Source organism: Legionella spiritensis (genome assembly GCF_900186965.1).
GTDB lineage: Bacteria > Pseudomonadota > Gammaproteobacteria > Legionellales > Legionellaceae > Legionella_C > Legionella_C spiritensis.
Genome location: NZ_LT906457.1, coordinates 1,016,132 through 1,041,032, shown reverse-complemented (window position 1 = coordinate 1,041,032; position 24,901 = coordinate 1,016,132). Strand labels below are relative to the sequence as shown.

Here is a 24,901-nt window from a genome sequence, read left to right as displayed (position 1 = left end):
CTCCTTGTAATCGTTTCTATATTTAAGATAGTAGAAAAAAGTGATTTTTAAAAATCAATCATTTATATATTTTCAATCGATTTTATCTATTGTTATTTTTATTTCAATAGAACCGTATTTCAAAATACCACGAATACTTGCTAGAATCGATGCGTTTGAACGACATGCACGAGGCAAACATGACAGAATACCTTTTCACTCTCGATACCCCGGATATCCGCGCGCTCGCTGAGACTCAAAAACAACAGGCACAAATCGCGCTCGAATCAGGTCAGGTTATTTTTTTTCCATCCTACTCTTTCTCATCCGAACATCGATTGGAACAGAATCTGTTATCAGATACTATCCTCGACGGCAAACACAAAAACATCAGTTTCGATATACGAACAAAAAAAACAGGTGGTTTTAACAAGCGGCACAACGATCCATCTCTGGCGAGCAGCTTGCACACATTCCTGTCAGGCTACGCGCAATTTGCAAAAAATCTGATAGACACCGTCTTACCCGGTTACAGCGATTCACTGCGCTGGGGCAGAACCAGCTACCGGCCTGCGGAGGTGGAAGGACGAAACCGCAGCAAACGTCAGGACGACACCCGACTGCACGTCGATGCTTTTTCCTCCACGCCCGTTTATGGCCGGAGGATTTTACGGGTATTCTGCAACATCAATCCCGATGGCAAACCACGAGTATGGCATCTGGGGGAACCATTTAACGACATTCTGGCGAGATTTGCCAAAACCATTCCAGATTACAGCCGAACCAAAGCCAGGCTGCTCCAGTGGATTAAGGCCACTAAAACACTTCGCTCCGCCTACGATCATTATCAGCTGCATTTACATGACAACATGAAGCTGGACGATAATTATCAACAAACGGTCACGAAACATCGTGTCGAATTTCCTGCCCTGAGCACCTGGATAGTCTTTACGGATCAAACGTCTCACGCTGCGTTAAGCGGCCAATATTTACTGGAACAAACGTTTTATTTGCCGGTATCCGCCATGGACAATGTCGAAACCTCCCCCCTGAAATGCTGGGAAAAGGAGCGAGCCTCCATTATTGTCTAGGCTCTGTGCACCAAATTTTCTTCGCACCATTTTTTTGCGAAAAGGCAGTAGCCCGTAAGGAGGCCTGCAGCCGTATTGCGGGTTTGATGTACCAATTAGGAACGTTTTCCCGCATTACAGCGAAGCCTTCATGACGGGCTACAAGAAATTATTATTTGTTGTGCAACAATAGTTGCCTTGGTTTTGATCGGAAAAAAATTGGTGCACGGAGCCTAGGTTCCGTGAACCAAAACAAAGCCCAATAAAAAAACCCGCCAAAAGGCGGGTTTTCAAGTCCGGATGAACGGAGGGCTTACATCATGCCCATACCGCCCATACCGCCCATGCCGCCCATATCGCCGGCACCGGCCATACCTTCGTCTTTCTTAGGCAAATCGGCTACCATACACTCGGTAGTCAGCATCAAGCTGGCAACAGAAGCCGCATTTTGCAGAGCCGTACGGGTGACCTTGGTTGGATCAAGAATACCTAATTCAACCATATCGCCATATTCACCGGTAGACGCGTTGAAACCAAAGTTATCCTTGTTTTCGGCAATGCGGTTTACGATCACGGAAGCTTCGTAACCGGCATTTTCAACGATCTGACGCAGAGGTGATTCAATGGCCCGACGCAGGATGTTGATACCCATATCCTGATCGTGGTTGTCACCTTTCAGGTTATCCAGCGCTTTTTGAGCGCGAATCAAAGCAACACCACCACCGGCAACGATGCCTTCTTCCACGGCGGCGCGAGTAGCATGCAGCGCGTCTTCAACACGGGCTTTCTTTTCCTTCATTTCAACTTCCGTGGCAGCACCCACTTTGATGACAGCTACACCACCAGCCAGTTTAGCGACACGCTCCTGTAATTTCTCACGATCATAATCAGACGTGGTTTCTTCCATTTGCGCACGGATTTGAGTAATGCGGGCGTTAATGTCAGCCGCTTTGCCTTCACCATCAATAATAGTGGTGTTTTCCTTGGTGACAACGACACGTTTTGCAGTACCCAGATCTTCAAGAGAAGCACTCTCAAGACTCTTGCCCACTTCTTCGGAAATAACCTGGCCACTGGTCAGGATTGCGATATCCTGCAGCATGGCTTTACGACGGTCACCGAAACCAGGTGCTTTAACGGCACAAACCTTGACAATACCGCGCATGTTGTTAACAACCAGAGTTGCCAGCGCTTCGCCTTCAACGTCTTCTGCGATAATCAGCAACGGACGTCCTGATTTGGCGACACCTTCCAGAACGGATAACATATCGCGGATGCTGGATATTTTTTTATCCACCAGCAGAATGAACGGGTTTTCAAGTTCCGCACTCATGTTTTGCTGGTTGTTGATGAAGTATGGAGAAATATAACCACGGTCAAATTGCATACCTTCAACCACAGATAATTCATTCTCAAGACCATTGCCGTCTTCAACCGTAATAACCCCTTCCTTACCTACTTTTTCCATCGCTTCGGCAATGATGGCACCGATAGCTTCGTCGGAGTTTGCGGAAATAGTACCTACTTGCGCAATGGCTTTGCCGTCTTTGCATGGCTTGGACAAGGATTGCAGATGCTTGGTGACAGCCAGAACCGCTTTATCAATACCACGTTTCAGATCCATAGGATTCATGCCGGCGGCAACAGCCTTGTGACCTTCCACTAAAATAGCGCGCGCCAACACGGTAGCGGTGGTTGTACCATCACCGGCCGTATCGGATGTTTTGGAAGCGACTTCCTTAACCATTTGAGCGCCCATGTTTTTGAAACGCTGTTCAAACTCGATTTCCTTGGCAACAGACACACCATCTTTGGTAACCGTCGGGGCACCAAAGGATTTTTCCAGTACCACGTTACGTCCGCGCGGACCCATGGTTACCTGTACCGCGTCCGCTAACGCGTTAACCCCTGCCAACATTTCCTGGCGAGCACTGTCGCCAAAACGTAATTCTTTAGCCATCTTTAAATCTCCTTAATCTTGTTAGATTACTTCTCAATCACACCCATGATGTCGTCTTCACGCATCACAACCAATTCTTGCCCACTTAATTTCACTTCAGTGCCAGAATATTTACCGAACAGGACGACATCACCGACTTTTACGGCCAGAGCGCGAACATCACCGTTATCCAATATTTTGCCTGCCCCGACAGCAACGATTTCGCCACGCATCGGTTTTTCAGTAGCGCTGTCTGGAATTAAAATCCCGCCGGCTGAAGTCTTTTCTTCTTCCATACGACGAACAACAACACGATCGTGTAAAGGACGAATTTTCATACTTGTTTTCTCCTGGTTTGGTTAATCACCTATTAATTTTCAGAACTATCTCTGAAGGTATGACATACATTGCGTCCACAATGTGTGTCGATGACTGGCATATGGGGATGACTGAAGCGCTTTCAAGGGTAAATTAAAAAAAATTTTGGTTTTTTTATGGCAGGCTCTACAATGCAAGGCAACTCTGGTCATTTCGCGGGTAGTTCATGAAAAAATGGTTCCTGTTGCTTATCCTGACGCTGGTGTCGTTGCCGGGACAGGCAACGCCCCCCCCTGCCAATGAAGTCTTTCAAGTGTCTGTCAAAACAGTCGACCCTAATACGTTTGTTATCTCCTGGCAGGTGAAACCCGGATTTTTTCTATACAGTGACCGTATCAGTCTTGACGAAGCAAAAGACAGCAATGTGCAAATAGGAACCCTTCGTTTTCCGAAACCCCAGGCCAAAATTGATCAACAAGGCCGAACTTACAGCGTTTATCGTGGCAATCTGAAGCTGCCGGTCGCTATTCTAGGCAAGGAACCCGGCGAGTCTCTGATCACCTTACATTACCAGGGTTGCGCGGACGACGGGTTTTGTTATCCGCCGGAAACCCGCATTATCAAATTAACCATCAACAACAAACTGGCATTGACCGAGGCCAGTTTGGAAAAAGACGTACCACTCCCCCCCGAACCTGTCGCGGAAAAATCCGGTGATGACATAGAATCGGTATTTCAACATAGTCACTGGACTATGGTCATTTTAAGTTTTTTTGGATTTGGGTTGCTCCTTTCTTTCACGCCTTGTGTCCTGCCCATGGTTCCGGTTCTATCCGGCATCATCGTGGGCCATAGTGATACGATGTCAACACGCAAGGCTTTTCTGTTGTCCATAAGTTATGTACTGGGCATGTCCTGTACTTACGCGCTCGTCGGGGCAGTAGTCGCTTTATTGGGCAACAATCTGCAAATAGCGATGCAATCTCCGCCCATACTCGTTCTTTTCAGCCTTCTGTTTGTTCTCCTCTCGTTATCCATGTTTGGCTTTTTCGAGTTGCGCCTGCCGGTATCCTGGCAAGCGAAACTGGCTTCCGTAAGCCGCCATCAGGCCAACGGACATTATATTGGCGCCGCGTTAATGGGATGTTTGTCGACATTAATTTTATCGCCATGCGTCACAGCACCCCTGATAGGCGCGCTGGGCTATATCGCCCATAGCGGCAATGTGGCATTAGGTGTCCTGGCCTTGTTTTTCCTGGGATTGGGCATGGGCGTTCCTCTTTTGCTTATCGGAACGTCTGCCGGAAAATGGCTCCCCAAAGCCGGTGCCTGGATGAACGCGGTCAAATCATTTTTTGGTGTGTTGCTCCTGGCTGTCGCCATTTATCTGTTGGACAGGGTGTTACCGACACCAATCATCATGGGACTTTGGGCCGCTTTACTTGTTTTTTCGGGACTCTTTCTCGGGGCGCTCAATCCGGCTCATTCCAGTCAGGAAAAATTTTGCCGGGGAGGCGGGATCCTTCTTTTTACGTATGGATTACTGATTCTGATAGGCGCCAGCATGGGCGCTAAAAATCCCCTGCAACCTCTGGCCGGATTTCGATATCCGGCAAGTATGTCCACTACGGTCAGTCATCAGACGGTTACCAGCGTTCAAGGCGTCCAGGAAGCGCTCAGAGAAGCAAAGGGACAACCGGTTATGCTGGATTTTTACGCGGATTGGTGCACTTCCTGCAAAATTATGGAAGAAACGACGTTTCGTGATCCCCAGGTTGAAAACGCCTTGAAGCATTTTGTAGTGGTCAAAGTGGATGTCACCGCCAACAACAAGGAAGAAAAAGCCTTATTGCGCAAATATAACGTGGTTGCCCCTCCCACCTTTCTGTTTTTTAATCAGGAAGGCAAGGAGTTAGCCGGTCATCGCCTTGTCGGAGAGGTGTCCGCAGAAGAGTTTCTGCAGAAACTGCAAAAATTGGATAACACGCTGAATTAAACGATGCGAATGACCGGGACAGACTTTAATCCCTGATAGGCCATGGGCATAAGGAGATACTAAAATGACAAAACAAGAGTGGCCAGCCCATGATTATGCGATTGGTTCCTATATTCAAGCCAGCATTGCAACACCCTATTTGAATGACCTGGAAATAAAACCACAAGATAGTATTCTGGATATTGGTTGCGGCAATGGGGCATTTAGCCGAAAAATTCTGGAAAAAATCCCGCAAGGGCAATTTTCAGGAATAGACGCTTCGGAGAATATGCTGACATTAGCCCGGCAGGAAATGGCTGATTACTCTAATGCCAGATTACAACAATCCGACGTATTAACCATGCCATTTACCAATCAATTTGACTATGTAGTCTCATTCTGGTGTTTGCAGTGGTGTGCTTTTGCCATAGAAAAAGCCTTTCTCAACATTCATAGAGCCTTAAAAACCGGCGGAAAACTTTTAACGCTATTCCCTTCCGGAGATGATCCTTTTATTACCAGCTATTATCGCATTAAGGCATCCGGACAATTTCCCTGTTTAAATGACTTTAAGCCGCCGGTTGATTATAGCCACTTTCAAAACCTGGAAGAAAAAATACACGCGCTTCCTTTTAAACAGATCGAGATTAAACGGTTAAAACACCAAATTCTTTTACCTTCCCTGGACATTTTTCGTAAATTTGTTAACGGCATTGCTTTTTTTCAAGGCCAACTATCCAGTCAACAAATCAACAGCGTCAATGACGCCATGGTTGCGGTCTATGAAAAAGAATGCCAGGAAAAATATGCGGGCGAGTATTGGTTTACCTTGTCTATTTATCTGGTGCAGGCTGAAAAATAATTTTTAAATTGAATAACACCTTTCATACGCTTCCCTATCAAACCATAAACGAGGTGTTATTTTCTTGCACTCTGGACAGGACAAAAAATTGCTACCCTTCCCGAGTTACCGTGGCTTTACCACGGTAACCAGGAGTTCTGGCACGTAAGTCATACGCCATAGATACCGTGGTCAAGCCATGGTAATTCGGTTTTTTTTCATTTTTTGTCCGGTATAAAGGAAAATTGTTCTGGCAAGAGGTTTCTTGTATGCACAGAGTTTTCAATTAATAATTTCTTAAGAAAGATAGTCTAGAATATAACCAATCCATGTGTCTTTATATTTGATATTCGTCAAATAATCGGCCAATTAGTTAAGCGCTAGCCCTTAAACAGGCACGCCAGGGAGTACTGAAAATGCAATTTAAAATCGCCAGAATTAACTTTAGTACCTCTATTTCCGAAATATCCTCGGGCGTAGAAAATCATACCATGGAAGATGGAACCCGTTTGGATATACATGATGATAATCCAGGTAGTAAAGAGTCTGTTGGATATGGTAAGGAAGTTGTAAGAGGTACTGATTTATTTTTCATAATATTTGATGGTCGTGATGAAAAAACATTATCAAAATTAGAAGCTGAAATAGATATCTTATCCTCGCCACGGATATCTAAAGCTGCAGTAATTACGCTAGTTGAATACAACGATTCGGAAAGTACCGACAACAGCAATCAGTTAAGGAATTTATCAAAACAATATGGTTTAAAATATACAAAAACTTCGGATCTCTCGACTGATTTTTTCCTGGATAAAATCACTGAATTTCTACCTGATTTAATGGAAAAAAAATATCCCGTTAATTATGCAATGACTTTACTAAAAAATGATGATTTAAAAGAGTCTGAAATTGCCAGGTCAATTCATACAACACTTGAGCGATTGCCTCAAAATGGTGAGAAATCACAAGCTATTTCCAACCTAATTATTAAAATGAAAGACTCATTAACGCCTCAAAAATTGATCAGTAAAATTAAAAATCCTGAAAGCGAACTTTACAATACCTTAAATCAACATTCAAAAAAACAAAAAATCAGCTATGTCGGATTACAGCAGGGATTTTTTAGTTCAAAAACGAGAAGTCTATTGCATGCAGAAAATGCTCTGAAAGGTGATGAAAAACGATTTAATGATTCTTTCTCCGCAGATTATCGAAAGTGATGAAAATCTTGCTATATTGACGCCATGAAAGAAATATTGGATCAGACAAAGCAAGCATAATCCGGATACAGTACCGTCCGGGTTACACCTTGTTTCACCCGGAACACAATGACGGGCGCACCTTGCATCCGTGCCAAACCCAAAATGACTGCCCGCCTGCGCGGGCATGACAAATTTTTTTGTTAAGAGCCCACCAAACGACATTAGACAAAACCCGGCTGAAAGCCTTATAATAGCCCACTTTTTTTACACTCCGCAAAATAACAATATCGACAGGCGGTCGTCGTTTGGCAAGTGAGGTATTATCCATGAATCATCGTGTCGGGTTTGTCAGTCTGGGATGCCCCAAGGCGTTGGTGGATTCAGAGCGCATTATCACCCAGTTGCGAGCCCAGGGTTATGAACTGGTTTCCACCTATCAGGATGCCGGTGTTGTCGTCGTCAACACCTGTGGATTTATTGACGCCGCCGTCACGGAATCGCTGGACACCATTCGCGAAGCGATGGCGGAAAACGGTCGAGTCATCGTCACAGGCTGTCTGGGCGCTAAAGCGGATTTGATTCGGGAAGCCTGTCCGGATGTTCTGCATATCAGCGGAGCCCATGCCTATGAAGAGGTAGTGAGGGCCGTTCACCGGCACTTGCCGCCGCCGACCGATCCTTTCACGCAACTCGTGCCCCCGCAAGGCATCAAACTGACACCCCGTCATTACGCTTACCTGAAAATATCGGAAGGCTGCAACCAGAAATGCACTTTTTGCATCATTCCCACCATGAGGGGGAAATTGCAAAGCTATCCAGTCACGCAAGTTCTTGCGGAAGCCAAACGGTTGAAAGACGCTGGCGTGCAGGAATTGCTGGTTATTTCTCAGGATACCAGCGCTTATGGCGTCGATACCCGGTACCAGACCGTTGAATGGCAAGGAAAAACCATCTCAACCCGTTTTTATGATTTATGTCAGCAACTGGGAGAGCTTGGGATCTGGGTGCGCCTTCATTATGTCTATCCCTACCCTCACGTCGACGACATCATTCCATTAATGCGCGACGGCCTCATTCTGCCCTATCTGGATATTCCCCTGCAGCACGCCAGCACCAGAGTGTTAAAAGCGATGAAACGACCGGCCAGCAGTGAAAATACGTTGGCACGGATTGCTTACTGGCGTGAAATTTGTCCGGATATTACCTTGCGCTCCACCTTTATCGTCGGCTTTCCCGGTGAAACGGAAGAAGAATTTTCCGAATTACTGGATTTTCTGCAAGCGGCGCAGCTGGATCGCGTCGGCTGTTTTCAATATTCACCGGTCAACGGCGCCAAAGCCAACGACTTACCCAACCCGATTCCCGAAGCGATCAAGGAAGAACGATTCCATCGCTTCATGGAAGTGCAGGCCGAGATCAGCCGTCAAAAACTACAAGCCAAAGTCGGAACGCATCAAACCGTATTGGTAGACAGCATCACGGAGGAACATATTATCGCACGCAGTTACAGTGACGCGCCTGAAATAGACGGACTGGTGTATCTGCCGCCCGATGAATCCGTCCGTACCGGTGATTTCATTGACATCGCTGTCACAGGCAGTGATCATTATGACTTATACGGTGAACGGCTCCATCGGGATAGTCATTCTTCAAGTAGCCCATATACGGATTCAATGACCGCGGCGACTTCGTCCTGAACATCGTGCTCCTGCCGGGAAGAGGGATCATCATCACCCGGAATCAGGGCATAGCGGTGCAAGGAGTGATGGTAGGCTTGATAAGCCTTTTTTAGAATATGGAACTGGTGCTCGTCAATAATTTTTTCAACCGCCAGTTGCCGCATTAAATTAAGCGTATTGGTATAGCGATTAAAACGCGGTAGCGGATAACAAAGCACCAGACACTGTACCAGAAACTCCAGATCAATCAATCCTCCTGTTGCCCGTTTGATCCCGTTCGTACTTTGCTGAAATTTCGCCATCTTATGACGCATGGCGAGCACTTCATCACGAACCGCCTGTTTGTTGCGAGACATGGCCAACACATCTTTTTTTAATTGTCTGAACGATCTTCGAATTCGCGAGTCACCATACAAAACCCGCCCGCGAATCAACGCCTGATGCTCCCAGGTCCATGCCTGGGTGCGCTGATAGTCCACGAATGCCGCAAGCGGGCTGACCAGCAATCCGGCCGAACCAGATGGCCTCAACCTTGTGTCCACCGGATAAAGTAATCCGAATTGCGAGCGAGTTGTTAACATATGTATTATTTTTTGGGTTAATCGGTTGACCATGCCCTCCTGCTCAGGAAGAACGGAATGAACAAATACCAGATCCAGATCCGAATTATAGTTCATCTCCATGCTTCCCAATTTGCCGTAGGCAATCATGGCAAAAGACGATTTGATCGCTTCAATCTCAGGGTAGCGGGTAGCAAGATGACGGCACGCCTGACCAAGAACCTCAATCACTATCACTTGTGCAACATCAGCCAGAAATCGCCCGGCTCTTATGGCATCCACCTGCCCGACCATCTCCGCTCTCGCTATCTGCAACCAGTTGATCAATTTAAACTGGCGCAAAATTTCCTCCTGCAACTCCAGTTCACGGACATGATCCAGTTGTTTTCTTAATTGCATCTCCAGTTGCTTTCGAGATGGCGGCCGCCAGCGTTTTTCCTGCTCCAGCAAAACCTCCAGTAAAAAGGGATGACTCACCAGTAAGGACGTAATAAACGGACTGTGGGCGAACCAGTAAAGCAACTCCCTTAAAGCCGCCGAATTTTCGGATAATAAAGCAAGATAAGCGCTACGCCCGACAATATTTTCAAGCAAACGCATGACTTGAAGCAAAACGGACTCGGTTTCCTCAACCGCGGTTAATTCATTAAGCAATAAAACCATAAAACGATCCAGGCGTATTCTGGCAGCCTGATTTAAACGACGGCAACGCGGAGCATGCCTGAAAGCATGTATCATTTGATAACATCGTTCCGGTTCCTGATAGCCGATACTCGACAACAGATTAACGGCCATTGCGCTCTCGATATGACCCTGCCATAAACCGGCCAACTGATTATTAAGAAGACGATGACTGTCTTCGTAAGTATCAACCCGTCCCAGGGTCGTGTGAAACATAGCGCTGATAATACGCTGAAACTGTTGTAGTCTCGCCATCAGTTTCTCCCAACCAGGATAGTCCATGGCCAAAACAAGCTGGGCTTGCTTTACCGGATCTTCGGGGATAGAGTGGGTTTGCTGATCGTTTTCGCTCTGTAAACAATTTTCCAGCTTTCTCAAAAACAGATAGGCTTCTTTCAACACACCGGTTCTGGATAATAGTTTTTCCTGACGAAGTGACTCCAGAGCGGCAAGCGCATTTTGCTGTCTGATTTGCGGTAAGCGGCCGCCCCTAATGAGTTGAATATTCTGGATAATAAATTCAATTTCCCGGATACCGCCAAGCCCCCGTTTGATATCATTTAACATAGGATTTAACTGAATTTCCCGCTCAATCAACGCTTTCATGCTGCGTAAAGATTCAATAACGCTGAAATCAACATAACGACGATACACAAAAGGCACGATCAAGCGATCATACCACTCGCAAGGTTCGTCCTCGCTCCTGCAAATCACACGGGCCTTGGCCATCGCGTAACGCTCCCAGTCTCGTCCCTGTTCCTGATAATACGTTTCCAGAGAAGCCAGAGTGCTGACTAAAGCACCGCTTTCACCGTTGGGACGCAAACGCAAATCCACCCGGAAAACAAATCCGTCCACCGTATTGCTTTGCAGGAGCTGGATAAATCGCTGCGCTATTTTAGTAAAATATTGTTCGTTGGTTATGGAGTCCCTGCCATCGGTGTGACCTGCCGACGTATAGACAAAAATCAAATCAACATCCGATGAATAGTTTAATTCCCGGCCTCCCAGTTTCCCCATGGCAAGAACATAAAATCGTGTCCGATCGCCGGAAAGATCACGTGGCGTTCCAAAGCGCTCCGCCATTTCCTGGCGACAAAAATCAATAGCTCTCAGAATCAAGGCGTCCGCACAATCGGACCAGGATCTCATCGTTTCGCGGGTATCGGACAAACCGGCAAACTCACGCAACAGCAATCGCAAAAAATGGCGGTGGCGAAAGTGGCGCAAGGCGCTGGCAAAATGCGCGTAAGGCTGATCGACAAGATCATTGGCCAGATGATGGTACATCGCCCTGGTCACAGGTTGCAGCCCATCGTCTTCAGCAAGCAATTGTTTCAGTATCTCTGTTTGCCGACAGGCGTAATCACTCACCACAAGCAGCGTTTCAACCGCATCGCGCAAAGGATGCTCAAGGGAAGAAAAATGCTTCCGGAACAATTTGGTTCGCGGCTGTAGTATCGCTGGAATATTTTTCACGGTCTTGTCTGTAACCTCGCTTTATCCTGAATAGTCACAAATACGGGTTCTGTGAACCAATTTTTTTCCGATCGAATACAAGGCAACAATTGTTGTACAACAAATAATAATGTCTTGTAGCCCGTCATGAAGGCGCAGCCGTAATGCGGGAAAACGTCCCTAATTGGCACATCAAACCCGCAATACGGCCGCAGGCCTCCTTACGGGCTACTGCCTTTTCGCAAAAAAATGGTGCGAAGAAAATGTCAACAAGCCCTAACAACATCATTTTCGGATGAACCGTGTGTATGATTGAGGCGATCAAATATATCAATACCATGGTAATCATCGACTAAGCCCCCCCGATCCATCTATACTAAATATATTGGAACAAAGCATTCACCGGGTTGGCACGATGAAAATAACAGGTCTGGTATTTAGTTTATTTATTTTTTTTGCCGCACCACTGCAAGCAGAAGGCCCCCCATTACTAGTGGCCGTCGATCAATCCGCCCCCCCGTTTGACATGCGGGGCGCCCACTCCCAGCTTTATGGATTTGATATCTCCATGATGGAATATATCTGCCGGGAAATTAAACGAACCTGTCAATATCAGGCCATGCCATTCGGACAATTACTGCCTACCGTACAAAGCGGCAAGGCGGAAGTTGCCATAGGTTCGATCATTATTACACCCGAACGCGCTCAAATGGTCAATTTTTCCAATCCTTATTTAATTAGTGAATCACGTTTTATCAGTAACGCCCATGCCGCTCAAAACAACTTTACCCTATCCATGCTTAATAACCGTAAGATAGGCGTTGAGCAAGACACCGTTTTTCCCGATATCATAAATTCACTGGCGCTGACTAATCCGAAGGTCATCACTTATAGCAAACTGGAAACGCTCATTGAAGATCTTTATCATGGAGACATTGATTTCGCCCTGATGGATAATCCTACTGCCCTTTACTGGCAATCCCAAAGTTCCGGCATTATCAAACCAGTTGGCAAGCCTTTCAGTTTCGGATTTGGTTTGGGTATTGCAGTCCGGCCAGGTAACACCCAGTTACTGCAGCAAATTAACAACGCCCTGGCACGTTTTGAGAAAAGCCCTGATTTCAAGCGGGCGTATGAGCAATACCTTGCTTATTTCTAGGTTCCGTGAACGAATTTTTCCAATCGAAAACAAAGCAACTATTGTTGCACACCAAATAATAATGTCTTGTAGCCCGTCATGAAGGCGAAGCCGTAATGCGGGAAAACGTTCCTGATTGGCACATCAAACCCGCAATACGGCCGCAGGCCTCCTTACGGGCTACCGCCTTTTCGCAAAAAAATGGTGCCAATTGGCCGCATTTGCAGCTGTGAAAATTTTTGTTCACGGAACCTGGTGCCGTTTCTCTTTCATTTCGACAGTATGTCTGTCATTCCCGCGAAGGCGGGAAACCATCCTTGATTTGGCTCTATGCTTGATTCATTATGGTTCCCCGCCTTCGCGGGGATGACAATATGTTAAGTATTCCGGACAACCATACCTGTCAAAATGAAAGGGAAACGGCACTAATAATTTCCTGTAGCCCGTCATGAAGGCGAAGCCGGAATGCGGGATAACATTCACTTAGGTACAATATCAGAACTCAAAACCCGCAATACGGCCGCAGGCCTCCTTGCGGGCTACTGTTGACATTTCGCTGATTACAGATACCAGACGTCATTTCTTGACTGCAAAACCTGTCAGTGTATGGTTTGCCCCTGGGTCAGACAGTGGGTAATAACCTGACGAGTAACAAAATCTCCCTGTGTGGCGCCATAGACAGACTTAAAATGTTCAGCGATCATCAAAACCCAGGACGACAGGCGAAAGTTCATGCGTTTTTCTTCCTGATTAACCACCAGTTCAAACAAACCAAGGGAATCACTGTTTTTCTCACTGGCATATTGCTCCATAATCAATTGAGCAACGTGAATGTCTTTCTCTCTTGTGGGCCAATTTTTATCCATATCTACCTCTTAAATACTGTCACGCGCATGAGTTACGTGTCACCTGTTATCAAAATATGGGTTAAAATCAAAATTACAAGCCATTTCTGATGTTTTTATAATGCCATATTCTGTACAATTTTTCAATAGATTGATTTATTTCTTACCTATACTCTTTGCGGCTCCTGCCAAAGCGTAATAAACAAAACCATGATCATCGGCCCGATGAACAGTCCTAAAATACCCAGTGTTTCCAAACCGCCAAGGATACCAAAAAGTACCGGTAAAAACGGCAATTGAATGGCGCCTCCTATCAAGACCGGCTTAACGAAGTGATCGGCGACAAACATGACCAGCGTCCCCCATACCACCACGATAATAGCCCCCACCATACTTCCGCTAGCCAAAAGAATTAATGCCACGATTGCAAACACGAGAGGGACGACAAACGGTATCATCGCGGCAAACGCCGTAATAAAACCAAGCAAGGTTGGCGCTGGAAATCCGACCAGAACATAAGCGATACCCATTAAAAAACCTACTCCCAGACCAACCAGGATAGTGCCATTAACGGTTGATCTCAAAGCAGAGGGCAAACGGTCGGAATAGCGAAACCATCGCGGCCCCAGGCAATATTCCCCAATATGATTGATTTGCTGAAATAATTTATCCCCATCGCGATAAAAAAAGAACAGGGTTAACAAGGTAAAACCTAACTGAAACCCTCGGTGGGCCAGATTGACGCCGACCTGTTTGATGTAATAACTGGCGGGGGTCAAACTCAGATGCAGATTGGAAAGCAAATATTTAAGACTCCCCGGCTGACCGATATTGGAATCCCAGTAAGCGATTAACTCATTGCCGATTCCCGGAATGTGATGAAATATTTCAGGCGCCTGTCCGCCTACCCGGTTAATCGTATGAAGATAGTTAATAAAAAACTGCAACTCTTTAACCAGGATGCTGACTAACCAGCTTAAAGGCAATAACAGCAGCAATCCCAAAAGAATGGTAAACAGCAGCGCAGACCAGTTTTCATTTCCCCAAAATAAGCGTTTCCATCGCCGATAAAGCGGATAGGTCGCAATAGTGATAATGGCTGCCCACAGGATAGATGGGATAAAACGATGAACAATAAACAAAGCCAGGGCGACAATACTTATTGTCAAACCAATGCTAATTAATTCTTTATGGTTTTCATTCATCTGCCAAATCCCCATACCAGACCTTGCAGAACCAGCCAGGCGGGAACTGCCGCCAGAACATCGTCAAGCATAATACCCAATCCCCCCTTGACGTGCCTGTCAATCAGTCGGATAGGCTGTGGCTTCCAGATATCAAAAAGACGAAACAATAAAAATCCGGCAATTATCCATACTACTCCGAGTGGGACAGCCGTCATAGTCAGAAGATAACCCACCACCTCATCCCAGACAATACCTCCGTAATCATGCACGCCCAAATCCTTAGACACCTTGTCGCTCACCCAGATACCTAACAGCAAGGCAAGCAAACACCATCCCAGATAATAACCCAGGGGAAAAGAAGCGATTAAGAGATAGACAGGAATAGCTGCCAGAGTACCCCAGGTACCAGGTGCCACAGGCATTAAACCACTACCGAAACCAAAAGCGATAAAATAACAGGGATCTTGCCAGACTTTGTCTGATAGAGTATTCGTATTCATCATAATTCCTTAAAAATGGCTATAACCTTTGGGGGACAATGGAATCAAACGGCCATCACCACTATCAGCCATAAGACCTTTTCCCTCCACAATGATACCAATGGAATAACAAACCAGACCCTGTTCCTCCAATAACGCGTGCATGGTTTTTTCATAGTTATCAGGGAGCGTAAAACATAATTCGTAATCATCCCCCCCGCCAAGGGCAAAATCTACGGCCTGGTACCCCTGGTATTTAATAACCAGCGGATGTACAGGAATTTTTGCAAGATCCAGACAGGCGCCTACCTGGCTTTGGGCACAGATATGAGCGAGATCAGCGCTTAAACCGTCGGAGATGTCAATGGCCGCAGAGGCACAGGTACGTAACACGGAAGCAAAATCAACCCGAGGACAGGGACGCTGCAACTTTTGCATTAAAATCTTTTGATCCGCGCCATCCATATCTTTTGCTTCTAACAAACTCACAGCCAGGGCGGCACCACCCAATTCACCGGTTACCATGATTTTGTCGCCCGGTTTAGCACCATTGCGGCGTACCGATTTCCCGGTTTCAATCAAACCATGAATTGTTAGCGTGATACTCAATGGCCCATGGGTGGTATCGCCTCCAATCAACATAATATTGAACTGCCGCAAGGCATCGTGCAAACCTTCTGAAAATCGCGTTAACCAGGATTCATCGCAGAACGGCATGGTTAAAGCAAGACTGACCCAGCAAGGTTGTCCTCCCATAGCGGCAATGTCACTGACATTGACCATGACGGATTTCCAGGCGATATCGTAAGGATCCCAGTCACGCAGAAAATGTACATCGGCCACCAGCGTATCCGTACTAATCAATAATTGATGTCCAACCGGAACCTGCACGCAGGCTGCGTCGTCTCCAATGCCAAACACCACGTCCTTGCGTTCAATTCCTGTTTTGCTAAAAAAAGAATCAATGATGGTGAATTCATTCATTTTCAATACGGATTTCGGTAGCTCGAACTTGTCTGGCCAGGCTATTTAAAACACCATTCACATAACGATGGCCGTCTTGTGATCCAAATTCCCTGGCTAAAGAAATGGATTCATCCAGCACAACGCGATAGGGAATTTCAGGACAATAAGTCAACTCAAACGCACCTATGCGCAAAACAGCCAGTTCAACGGGGTTGAGACTGGTAATGGGACGATCCAGAAATGGGGTAAAACCCTCCTCAAGTGCAGGCAGATGAGAAGATACACCATGCAAAAGACGATGGAAATACTCGCCATCTACCTTGTCCATGTTATTGATTACCCGAAATTGCGCTTCAATTTCATAAAGATCATGGCCGGACATAGACCATTGATACAGAGCCTGTAACACCAGTTTACGGGCTCGTCTTTTACCGCTAATTGATTGTTTATCCACAATTACCTCATGAGGAATGATCGTCTTTCATTTCATCAATCGTTTGTCTGAAATCACTGACGTCTTTAAAACGTTTATATACGGAAGCAAACCGTACATAGGCGACATGATCCAGGCGATAAAGCTGTTTCATCACCAGCTCTCCAACCTGACGCGACTGAATTTCCCGCTCCCCGCCGCGACGAACATCCTGCATAATAGCCACAACAGCCTCTTCCAGCGCATCCGCACTGACCGGTCTTTTTTCCAAAGCCCGCTGCATCCCGGATCGTAAATTTTCCAGATTGAACGCTTCACGCCGACCATCTCTTTTAATGATCAATGGCATAACAAGCTCTGCCGTTTCAAACGTGGTAAAACGCTCATTGCACTGTAGACATTGTCTTCTTCGCCTGACTTGAGCGCCATCGGCAACAAGTCGCGAATCAATAACCTTGGTCTCTTCCGCGTGACAAAATGGGCAATACATGGTTAACGATACACCGGAAATTCCTGACACAATTGGAGAACGTCGGATTTAACCTGACCAATCACCCTTTCATTATCGATATCATCCAGAATATCGCTGATCCATCCGGACAACAGCCTGATTTCCTGCTCCTTGAATCCGCGTGTTGTCACCGCCGGGGTTCCCAATCGTAAGCCGCTGGTTACAAATGGTGACTGCGGATCGTTGGGAACCGTATTTTTATTCACGGTAATATTCGCTCTCCCCAGGGCCGCGTCCGCGTCTTTTCCGGTGATGTTTTTCTCCATTAAATTGACCAGCATAAGATGATTCTGCGTACCTCCAGACACAACAGGGTATCCTCTGCTCATCAACACTTCAGCCATAACCTGGGCATTGAGCAGGACCTGTTGCTGATATTGTTTAAATTCCGGCTGCAACGCTTCCGCAAAAGCGACTGCCTTGGCGGCTATCACGTGCATGAGCGGCCCGCCCTGGGTTCCCGGAAAAACGGCGGAATTGAGTTTCTTTTCAAGCGCCTCATTCGCACGCGCCAGAATCATTCCGCCTCGCGGCCCTCGTAACGTCTTGTGGGTGGTGGTCGTCACCACGTCCGCGTACGGAACGGGAGAAGGATACAAATCCACCGCGATTAATCCTGCGACGTGGGCAATATCCGCCATAAGATACGCGCCAACCTTGTCGGCGATCTCCCGAAATCGCGGCCAGTCGAGGAATTGCGAATAAGCGGAAAAACCGGCAATAATCAGTTTTGGCCGGTGCGTTACGGCCATTTCTTCCAGAGCGTCGTAATCAATCAATCCGGTATCAGGATTAAGACCATAAGACATGGCCTGATATATCTTGCCTGAAAAATTAACTTTTGAACCATGCGTTAAATGACCGCCGTGCGGAAGGGACATTCCCAAAAACAGATCGCCGGGATTCAATAACGCCATCATGGCCGCAGCGTTGGCCTGCGAACCGGAATGCGGCTGCACATTGGCGTAATCCGCTCCAAAAAGCTTTTTCGCACGTTGAATCGCCAATGTTTCCGCGACATCGACGTAGTCGCATCCGCCGTAATAACGCTTGCCTGGATATCCTTCTGCGTATTTATTGGTTAACTGCGAGCCTTGTGCCTGTAACACCCTCGGGCTGGTATAGTTTTCCGAGGCGATTAACTCAATATGCTCTTCCTGACGTCGGCCTTCAGCTTGTATGGCCTGCCAGAGTTCGTCATCAAACCCCGCTATCGTAAACCGGTTATCATACATCAGTTTTCCTCCAGGCGTTGTTGGTTTAACAATTATAGTCGTTGCTTCGGAAAGTATATATCCCGATTCAGAGGCTACACCCTATTTTGCATCAATCCATTTATTCCGAAACATGTTATTTAACAATAATATCGTTGCGAACCCGCTTGACGCCCTGAACGTTTCCGGCAATACCGGTCGCTCTCTCTTTGACACGCGGGGTATTTACAAAACCACTTAACTGTACTTCATCCTTAAATGTCTTGACCTGAATGGAAAATCCGGCCGTTCCCAATTTATCAATCAGGCTGGCCTTGACCTTTGCGGTCACGGTAGAACTGTCAAGATATTCCCCGGCACTTTCACGGGCGGGTGTCGCGGCACAGGCAATTATAATGCACACAGAGAAAGATATCAGCATCAACTTGACGATTTTAATCATGAATCCTCCCGTTAAACACCAAAGGGTAACACAGAGTCTTACTCATGACCATGAACATGATTATTCGAATTTACAGGCGCCTGTACTTCGGGTTTCTCCTCACTGTAATGCCCGTGTGTGCGGGGCGCAGCCTGGCTGGGATGGGCATGTTGCTGTCTGCTTTCCCGGGTTATGGTGCTACTATGATCATGGCTATGATACCGTCTGTTCGTATTGCGATGGCTATGATGGTTGTCCGGTGAGCTTTCATAATAATGCCGCGAGGTTGGTCGAGATTTTTCTACGCGAACACCGGCACGAGGATAATCACGGTAATCGTTCATGTAATAATCATCTTCTATGCTGCAGGCACTCAATGCCGGTAACAACAATAACATAAACAGAGATGAGCGCTTCATAGTAACCTCTTGATTCCGCGAGCTGTTGCCCTTTGTTAAAAAAGAAAAAGGCACGATTTATCAAAACCGCGCCCTTCCATAGCCTGTTGTATTGTTCTTGTCTTATTTGGATGTCACTTCCGCTTTCAACTGATTTTTCAGATAGGGAACGATGCGGATTGTACTGTTCACAGGGGTATAACCGGAATATACGTGGTAACCACTAAATGTGTCGATGTAAATATTCATCCAGGAATGACAATAGCCATAGTAGTAAAGACTGATGTAATGAGGTGCTTCATACCGTCTGATGCTGAACGCATCGAGATAGCTGCCATCGTCAAAACGCCCGTAAACGTTCACGCCGTCGTAACTGTCGTTAATGATTTCAATTTCGCAGTAATTGGGGTACATCGCATTTTTAACGGAAGATTTGACATCTTTCTCCTTCGCCTGCGGATGTATATGGCGATTGTCGGCAAACGCGGCGGACAACAAACCCAAACAACAGACAAACAACAACGATTTTAACTTCATGATAACTCCATTCATTGGATAGGAGAGCAAATGTTAACAAAGCGTTCTATTTAGTCAACAGGTTTTTTTAATGCTCAAATGTCGGCGCACTGAAACCACTCTTATGATTCAATTCTCTTGCCATTTCCCTCTCTTAAAGAGAGAATTGTTCTTTATATTTTCAGAATCACGCCGACATAATGCCAATGTGGAAGCAAAATCTTTCATGGCAAGGGCGTGTTTTTAAAGTTTCGCCGGGAGCGAAAAAGCAAGAAATTGAGGGTAAATTTATGGTCAACCGAGGCGAATAGCAAGACTATTTAACGAGGTTAAGCATAAATTTAGACCAATTTATTGCTTTTGCAGCCCGGCGATAACTTTAAAAACACGCCTGGTATGATTGTTTCCTGAAAATCTTCTCGCTGATAACGCCTGGAAACGGGCTTGAATAATTCGTTCTTATGAGGATTAGGCATGAAAAAACGCATGACACTTATGATACTCGCACTCATCGTTGTGTTTGGAGGTATCATCGCGTTTAACTTGTTCAAGGGCGTCATGATCAAGCAGTTTTTTAAAAACTACGAACCGTCCGCCGTGAGCGTGTCTTCGGTAACCGCGGTCAAAATGGATTGGAAACCTCATATCGAAGCGGTGGGAAATTTTGTTGCCATCAATGGCGTCGATGTGAATTCGGAAGCGTCCGGGAACGTTGTCAAAATTCACTTTGACTCGGGACAATACGTTGAAAAAGACAAACCCCTCATTGATATTGAAGACGATGTACAACAGGCAACGCTCAAGTTTAACAAGGCCGAATTAACCCTGAAGGAAATCAGTTACCAACGCCAGGTCGATTTGAAAAAACGCGGAGCAGCCCCCCTGTCAAATGTTGATGAAGCCAAAGCCAATCTCGAAAAGGCCCAGGCCAATGTCGAAAAAACCCGGGCGGAAATCAAGCAAAAACACATTGTAGCTCCCTTTTCAGGACGCCTGGGCATTAGACAGGTCAATCTGGGCCAATACGTCACACCCGGACAAACCGCGATAGTCAGCCTGCAATCCCTTGACCCCCTGTATCTGGAATTCTATCTGCCCGAGCAGCTGTATAAACGTCTGCATATCGGCCAGTCCCTGCAATTTCAGGTTGAGGAATTTAACGACACGGTATTTACGGGAAAAATAACCGCCATTAATTCCAAGGTGGATCCCAATACCCATAACATCCTTGTTCAGGCCACCTTGCCTAACTGTCCATCGGAAGCGCTTAAAAAGCCTGTGAAATCGGATTTGATTACACTACGAAAGGATAAGGACACCCAAAAATCCGTTGTTACCTGCAACAGTGAGAAGAATACTCAAAATCATGTCTCCCGTTTCGTTTTTATCCCGGGCATGTTTGCCTCCATTGCCATTGAACAACCCAGCATACCCGACGTTATCGTGCTGCCTTCGACGGCTATTTCCTATAGCCTCTATGGCAATTCCGTGTTTGTTATTGAAAAAGACAAGGACGGTAAAAAAGATAAAGACGGCAAGGATATTCTCTATGTCAAACGGGTTTTTGTGGCGACCGGCGAACAGGAAGGTAACAATACGATAATTACGCATGGCGTCACCGAAGGTCAGATGGTTGTGAGTTCCGGAGAACTTAAATTACAAAACGGCACTCGTGTCACGATTAATAACTCCGTCACATTGGAAGATATGACAGACCCCAAGAGTCTGGGGCAATAGCGTAATGATGGTAATGGCTTGAACGAACCCTAGGTTCTGTGAACAAATTTTTTCGCAAAGCGAAAATGTGGATAATTGAGTGCCATTATGTCTTTGAATGAGGCGAATAGCGGGCTCTATTTAACGAATTCAAAGACATAATGGCGCCAATTAGCCTCATTTGCAGCTGTGAAAATTTTTGTTCACGGAGCCTAGCTGCCATTAAAGAAAAAAGTTATCAGGAATACCCATGAAATTTACAGACATTTTCATTAAACGCCCTGTACTTGCGACGGTAGTAAGTCTGTTGATTTTGCTTTTTGGTCTCAATTCCCTGACCACCATGCAAATTCGGCAATTTCCACGCATGGATAATACCGTGATTACGATTACCACCAGCTATCCCGGTGCCGACGCCAATCTGATCGCCGGTTTTATTACCACACCGCTGGAATCGGCTGTAGCGAGTGCCGAAGGCATTGACTATATGACCTCGTCAAGTACTCAAAGCGTCAGTACGATAACATTGAACATCAAGCTGAATTTTAATCCGCAAACCGCTTTTACCGATGTCATGAGTAAAGTGCAACAGACCCTGAACCAGCTCCCACCCGAAGCCCAGCAACCCGTTATTGTAAAAAGCTCGGACACGTCTACCCCGTTAATGTACATCAGCCTTGACAGTACAAAAATGACGCCCCAGCAGATCACGGATTACGCCGTGCGTGTCGTACAACCTCAACTGGAAACCGTAGACGGCGTCTCAAAAGCGGAAATTCTCGGCGGAGCGACCTATTCGATGCGAATATTTCTGGACCCCATTAAAATGGCGGCTCTGAAAGTTTCGCCCGCCGATGTCTCTGCCGTACTCGCCAAAAACAACTTCCTGACCGCGGCCGGAAGTACGAAAGGGGAATACGTAGCCATTAACATGACTGCCAAAACCGACTTGAATAACGCCGAGGAGTTTGGCCAGCTGATTGTCCGAAGCTCAAATAATTCCATTATCCGCCTGCGCGATATCGGCAAGGTTATTCTGGGCTCGCAGGATTATAATACGTCCGTCACGTTTAACGGTAAAAAAGCGGTATTTCTCGCGATAACCCCCACTCCAACCGCCAACCCGCTTACCGTCATCAGTAATGTACGTAAAATGATGCCCTCGGTCACGAGGGAGTTCCCACCCAGCCTGACGGGAACCATCGTCTATGACGCAACGGATTTTATTCGAGCGTCCATTCATGAAGTGATTCAAACCATAGTGGAAGCCGCGGCCATTGTAATTATCGTGATTTTCCTTTTTCTGGGCTCCATTCGCTCCGTTCTTATCCCCGTCGTCACCATCCCTCTCTCACTTATTGGGGTGTGTACATTCATGCTGTTTTTAGGATATTCCATTAATCTGCTGACCTTGCTCGCCTTTGTACTGGCAATCGGACTGGTTGTGGATGATGCCATTGTCGTTGTTGAAAACGTGCACCGTCATCTGGAGGAAGGCAAAACACCTTTTGAAGCCGCCATTACCGGTGCCAGGGAAATCGCGCTGCCTGTCATCGCCATGACCATTACCCTGGCCGCAGTTTATGCGCCCATTGGATTTATGGGCGGTCTTACCGGCGCGCTATTCAAGGAATTCGCTTTTACTCTGGCCTCCGCCGTCATCATTTCCGGCATCATCGCCCTGACCCTGTCACCTATGATGTGCTCCAAAATCCTGATCTCGGAAGCCGGCAGCAGCAAGTTTGTGCGATTTCTCGATGAGAAATTTAACCGCTTGAAAATTTTCTATCAACGTCTCTTGCATCAACTGCTCAACACCAGAGCAATCATGCTGGTTTTTGCCGCAGCTGTTTTGTTGATGCTGCCCTATCTTTACAGCACAACAAAAACGGAAACGGCTCCGGAAGAGGATCAGGGTTTCTTTTTTGTCGTGGCGACCGCGCCGCAATATGCCACGGTGAATTATGTGGAAACCTTTACCAATGAATTTAACAAAATCTATCAAAGCTTTCCCGAAACCCAATATTATTTCAGCATTAACTCCAAAAGCCCCGTTTCAGGTATGGTTCTTAAACCATGGGATCAACGTGAAAACCAGTTTCAGCTGAAAGAGCCTCTGCAGAAAAAACTCGACGCCGTCACGGGACTGAAAGCCTTCGCGGTCATACCGCCCCCCCTGCCGGGTGGAGGAAGCGGAACACCGATTCAATTTGTTATCAAAACAACCAATGATTTTCAAACCCTGTTTGAAGTCTCCAACAAGTTAATCGATGAGGCACGAAAAAGCGGATTATTTATTTTTCTTGATAACAGCTTGAAATTCAATCAACCGGAAGTCGAGTTTCAAATCAATCGCTCCAAAGCATCCGATCTTGGTCTGGACATGCAGGCCATAGGCAGCAGTTTAACCAGCGCCCTGTCCGGTAATTATGTGAATTATTTCAACCTGCAGGGGCGGAGTTACCAGGTCATTCCACAACTGGAAAGACGGTTTCGTCTCAATCCCCGGCAATTAGGCCAGATTTATGTCAAGACGGCCAACGGCACTATGGTACCGCTATCCACCGTAGTTACACCTAAAGAAAAGACACAACCTAATGCCATATCCCATTTCCAGCAACTTAACTCGGCAACGATCCAGGGCGTGATGATGCCAGGCACAACGTTGGGGCAAGGCATTGCCTATCTGCAGGAACAGGCAAACACACTGCTCCCCAAAGGGTTTACTTACGACTACGGCGGGCAGTCCAGACAGTATGTTCAGGAAGGAACCGCCCTTATCTTCGCTTTTTTCCTGGCTATTATCGTCATTTTTCTGGTACTGTCCGCCCAGTATGAAAGCTTCAAAGACCCCCTTATTGTATTGATCAGCGTTCCCATGTCGATTTGCGGCGCGTTGATTCCACTCAACCTCGGAGCGGCATCCATCAACATTTATACCCAGGTGGGATTAATTACCCTGATAGGTTTAATCAGCAAACACGGTATTCTCATCGTCGATTTCGCCAATCAACTGCAACGTGAAAAAAACCTGGATCGAAGAGCCGCTGTGGAAGAAGCGGCCGGCATTCGCCTGCGTCCGATTCTTATGACTACCGCCGCGATGGTCTTTGGCGTGTTTCCATTATTGATTGCGAGCGGCGCAGGGGCCGTCAGCCGTTTTGATATCGGTCTTGTGATCTCAACGGGTTTACTTGTCGGAACGTTATTCACATTATTTGTCGTCCCTACCATGTACAGCTATATCGCAGGGGATCACCGCGAGAAAACCCGCAACAACAAGGATATCTGAATCGGCTAAAATCGCATCCCGCATCAGGTTCCTTGCAATTATCCCATCCATTTCCGTAAGGACTATGTTAAAATCCATGGTTT

The 24,901-nt window shown here is 46.5% G+C and carries 21 protein-coding genes; 8 read left to right on the top strand and 13 right to left on the bottom strand.

From position 1 onward, the window contains the following. Window positions 1–179 precede the first annotated feature (179 nt). Window positions 180–1,070, top strand: coding sequence for a Kdo hydroxylase family protein (locus CKW05_RS04795; protein ID WP_058484510.1), 891 nt, complete (start codon window positions 180–182; stop codon window positions 1,068–1,070). Between the two features lie 292 nt (window positions 1,071–1,362). Here the strand turns inward: CKW05_RS04795 and groL are convergent, their stop codons facing one another. Together groL and groES are read right to left on the bottom strand one after the other, a co-directional pair. After that, window positions 1,363–3,009: a chaperonin GroEL gene (groL, locus tag CKW05_RS04790; protein WP_058484511.1), complete on the bottom strand. Its 1,647-nt coding sequence runs from the start codon at window positions 3,007–3,009 to the stop codon at window positions 1,363–1,365. Window positions 3,010–3,035: 26 nt separating this feature from the next. Further along, window positions 3,036–3,326: a co-chaperone GroES gene (gene groES / locus CKW05_RS04785; RefSeq protein ID WP_058484512.1), complete on the bottom strand. Its 291-nt coding sequence runs from the start codon at window positions 3,324–3,326 to the stop codon at window positions 3,036–3,038. Window positions 3,327–3,532: 206 nt separating this feature from the next. On the opposite strand from groES, the gene dsbD reads away from it, so the two are divergent. From dsbD to rimO, 4 genes are all read left to right on the top strand, one after another. Next, window positions 3,533–5,302 carry a protein-disulfide reductase DsbD gene (gene dsbD, locus CKW05_RS04780; RefSeq protein WP_058484513.1) on the top strand — a complete coding sequence of 590 codons (1,770 nt, stop codon included), beginning with the start codon at window positions 3,533–3,535 and terminating at the stop codon, window positions 5,300–5,302. A gap of 64 nt (window positions 5,303–5,366) precedes the next feature. Continuing rightward, window positions 5,367–6,143 (top strand): class I SAM-dependent methyltransferase, encoded by a 777-nt coding sequence (locus CKW05_RS04775; RefSeq protein WP_058484514.1) that lies wholly within the window; start codon window positions 5,367–5,369, stop codon window positions 6,141–6,143. Window positions 6,144–6,538: 395 nt separating this feature from the next. Beyond that, complete coding sequence (locus CKW05_RS04770; protein WP_058484515.1) at window positions 6,539–7,342, top strand: hypothetical protein; 804 nt, start codon at window positions 6,539–6,541, stop codon at window positions 7,340–7,342. Window positions 7,343–7,650: 308 nt separating this feature from the next. Then, window positions 7,651–9,021, top strand: a complete 1,371-nt coding sequence (gene rimO, locus CKW05_RS04760; protein WP_058484517.1) for a 30S ribosomal protein S12 methylthiotransferase RimO — start codon at window positions 7,651–7,653, stop codon at window positions 9,019–9,021. Here the strand turns inward: rimO and glnE are convergent. Next, window positions 8,967–11,723, bottom strand: a complete 2,757-nt coding sequence (gene glnE / locus CKW05_RS04755) for a bifunctional [glutamate--ammonia ligase]-adenylyl-L-tyrosine phosphorylase/[glutamate--ammonia-ligase] adenylyltransferase (RefSeq protein ID WP_058484518.1) — start codon at window positions 11,721–11,723, stop codon at window positions 8,967–8,969. The two genes, rimO and glnE, sit on opposite strands and share 55 nt — an antisense overlap. A gap of 394 nt (window positions 11,724–12,117) precedes the next feature. On the opposite strand from glnE, the gene CKW05_RS04745 reads away from it, so the two are divergent. Next, entirely contained in the window at window positions 12,118–12,861 is a 744-nt protein-coding gene (locus tag CKW05_RS04745) for a transporter substrate-binding domain-containing protein (RefSeq protein WP_058484520.1), read from the top strand. 578 nt (window positions 12,862–13,439) lie between these two features. On the opposite strand, the gene CKW05_RS04740 is transcribed toward CKW05_RS04745, so the two are convergent. The 10 genes from CKW05_RS04740 to CKW05_RS04695 all read right to left on the bottom strand — a co-directional run bounded on the left by CKW05_RS04740 (window position 13,440) and on the right by CKW05_RS04695 (window position 19,831). Continuing rightward, window positions 13,440–13,706: a hypothetical protein gene (locus CKW05_RS04740; RefSeq protein WP_058484521.1), complete on the bottom strand. Its 267-nt coding sequence runs from the start codon at window positions 13,704–13,706 to the stop codon at window positions 13,440–13,442. Window positions 13,707–13,852: 146 nt separating this feature from the next. Continuing rightward, window positions 13,853–14,890, bottom strand: a complete 1,038-nt coding sequence (locus CKW05_RS04735) for an AI-2E family transporter (protein ID WP_058484522.1) — start codon at window positions 14,888–14,890, stop codon at window positions 13,853–13,855. Further along, window positions 14,887–15,372 (bottom strand): phosphatidylglycerophosphatase A family protein, encoded by a 486-nt coding sequence (locus CKW05_RS04730; RefSeq protein WP_058484523.1) that lies wholly within the window; start codon window positions 15,370–15,372, stop codon window positions 14,887–14,889. The genes CKW05_RS04735 and CKW05_RS04730 overlap by 4 nt, the downstream gene beginning before the upstream one ends. Window positions 15,373–15,381: 9 nt before the next feature. Next, complete coding sequence (gene thiL / locus CKW05_RS04725; protein ID WP_058484524.1) at window positions 15,382–16,335, bottom strand: thiamine-phosphate kinase; 954 nt, start codon at window positions 16,333–16,335, stop codon at window positions 15,382–15,384. After that, complete coding sequence (gene nusB / locus CKW05_RS04720) at window positions 16,328–16,771, bottom strand: transcription antitermination factor NusB (RefSeq protein ID WP_058484525.1); 444 nt, start codon at window positions 16,769–16,771, stop codon at window positions 16,328–16,330. The genes thiL and nusB overlap by 8 nt, the downstream gene beginning before the upstream one ends. Before the next feature lie 7 nt (window positions 16,772–16,778). Beyond that, the gene (nrdR, locus tag CKW05_RS04715; RefSeq protein WP_058484526.1) at window positions 16,779–17,240 is read right to left on the bottom strand and encodes a transcriptional regulator NrdR; all 462 of its coding nucleotides are present in this window, start codon (window positions 17,238–17,240) and stop codon (window positions 16,779–16,781) included. A 2-nt stretch (window positions 17,241–17,242) separates the two neighbouring features. Next, window positions 17,243–18,496, bottom strand: a complete 1,254-nt coding sequence (glyA, locus tag CKW05_RS04710) for a serine hydroxymethyltransferase (protein ID WP_058484527.1) — start codon at window positions 18,494–18,496, stop codon at window positions 17,243–17,245. Window positions 18,497–18,611: 115 nt separating this feature from the next. Further along, the gene (locus tag CKW05_RS04705; protein ID WP_058484528.1) at window positions 18,612–18,917 is read right to left on the bottom strand and encodes a BON domain-containing protein; all 306 of its coding nucleotides are present in this window, start codon (window positions 18,915–18,917) and stop codon (window positions 18,612–18,614) included. Between the two features lie 38 nt (window positions 18,918–18,955). Then, on the bottom strand, window positions 18,956–19,315 hold the full coding sequence (locus CKW05_RS04700; protein ID WP_058484529.1) for a hypothetical protein: 360 nt from the start codon (window positions 19,313–19,315) through the stop codon (window positions 18,956–18,958). 102 nt (window positions 19,316–19,417) lie between these two features. After that, window positions 19,418–19,831: a hypothetical protein gene (locus CKW05_RS04695; RefSeq protein WP_058484530.1), complete on the bottom strand. Its 414-nt coding sequence runs from the start codon at window positions 19,829–19,831 to the stop codon at window positions 19,418–19,420. Window positions 19,832–20,284: 453 nt separating this feature from the next. Here CKW05_RS04695 and CKW05_RS04690 point away from each other — a divergent pair, with 453 nt between their 5' ends. Further along, window positions 20,285–21,547 carry an efflux RND transporter periplasmic adaptor subunit gene (locus CKW05_RS04690; protein ID WP_058484531.1) on the top strand — a complete coding sequence of 421 codons (1,263 nt, stop codon included), beginning with the start codon at window positions 20,285–20,287 and terminating at the stop codon, window positions 21,545–21,547. 229 nt (window positions 21,548–21,776) lie between these two features. Beyond that, window positions 21,777–24,818: an efflux RND transporter permease subunit gene (locus CKW05_RS04685; protein WP_058484532.1), complete on the top strand. Its 3,042-nt coding sequence runs from the start codon at window positions 21,777–21,779 to the stop codon at window positions 24,816–24,818. Window positions 24,819–24,901: the final 83 nt, after the last annotated feature.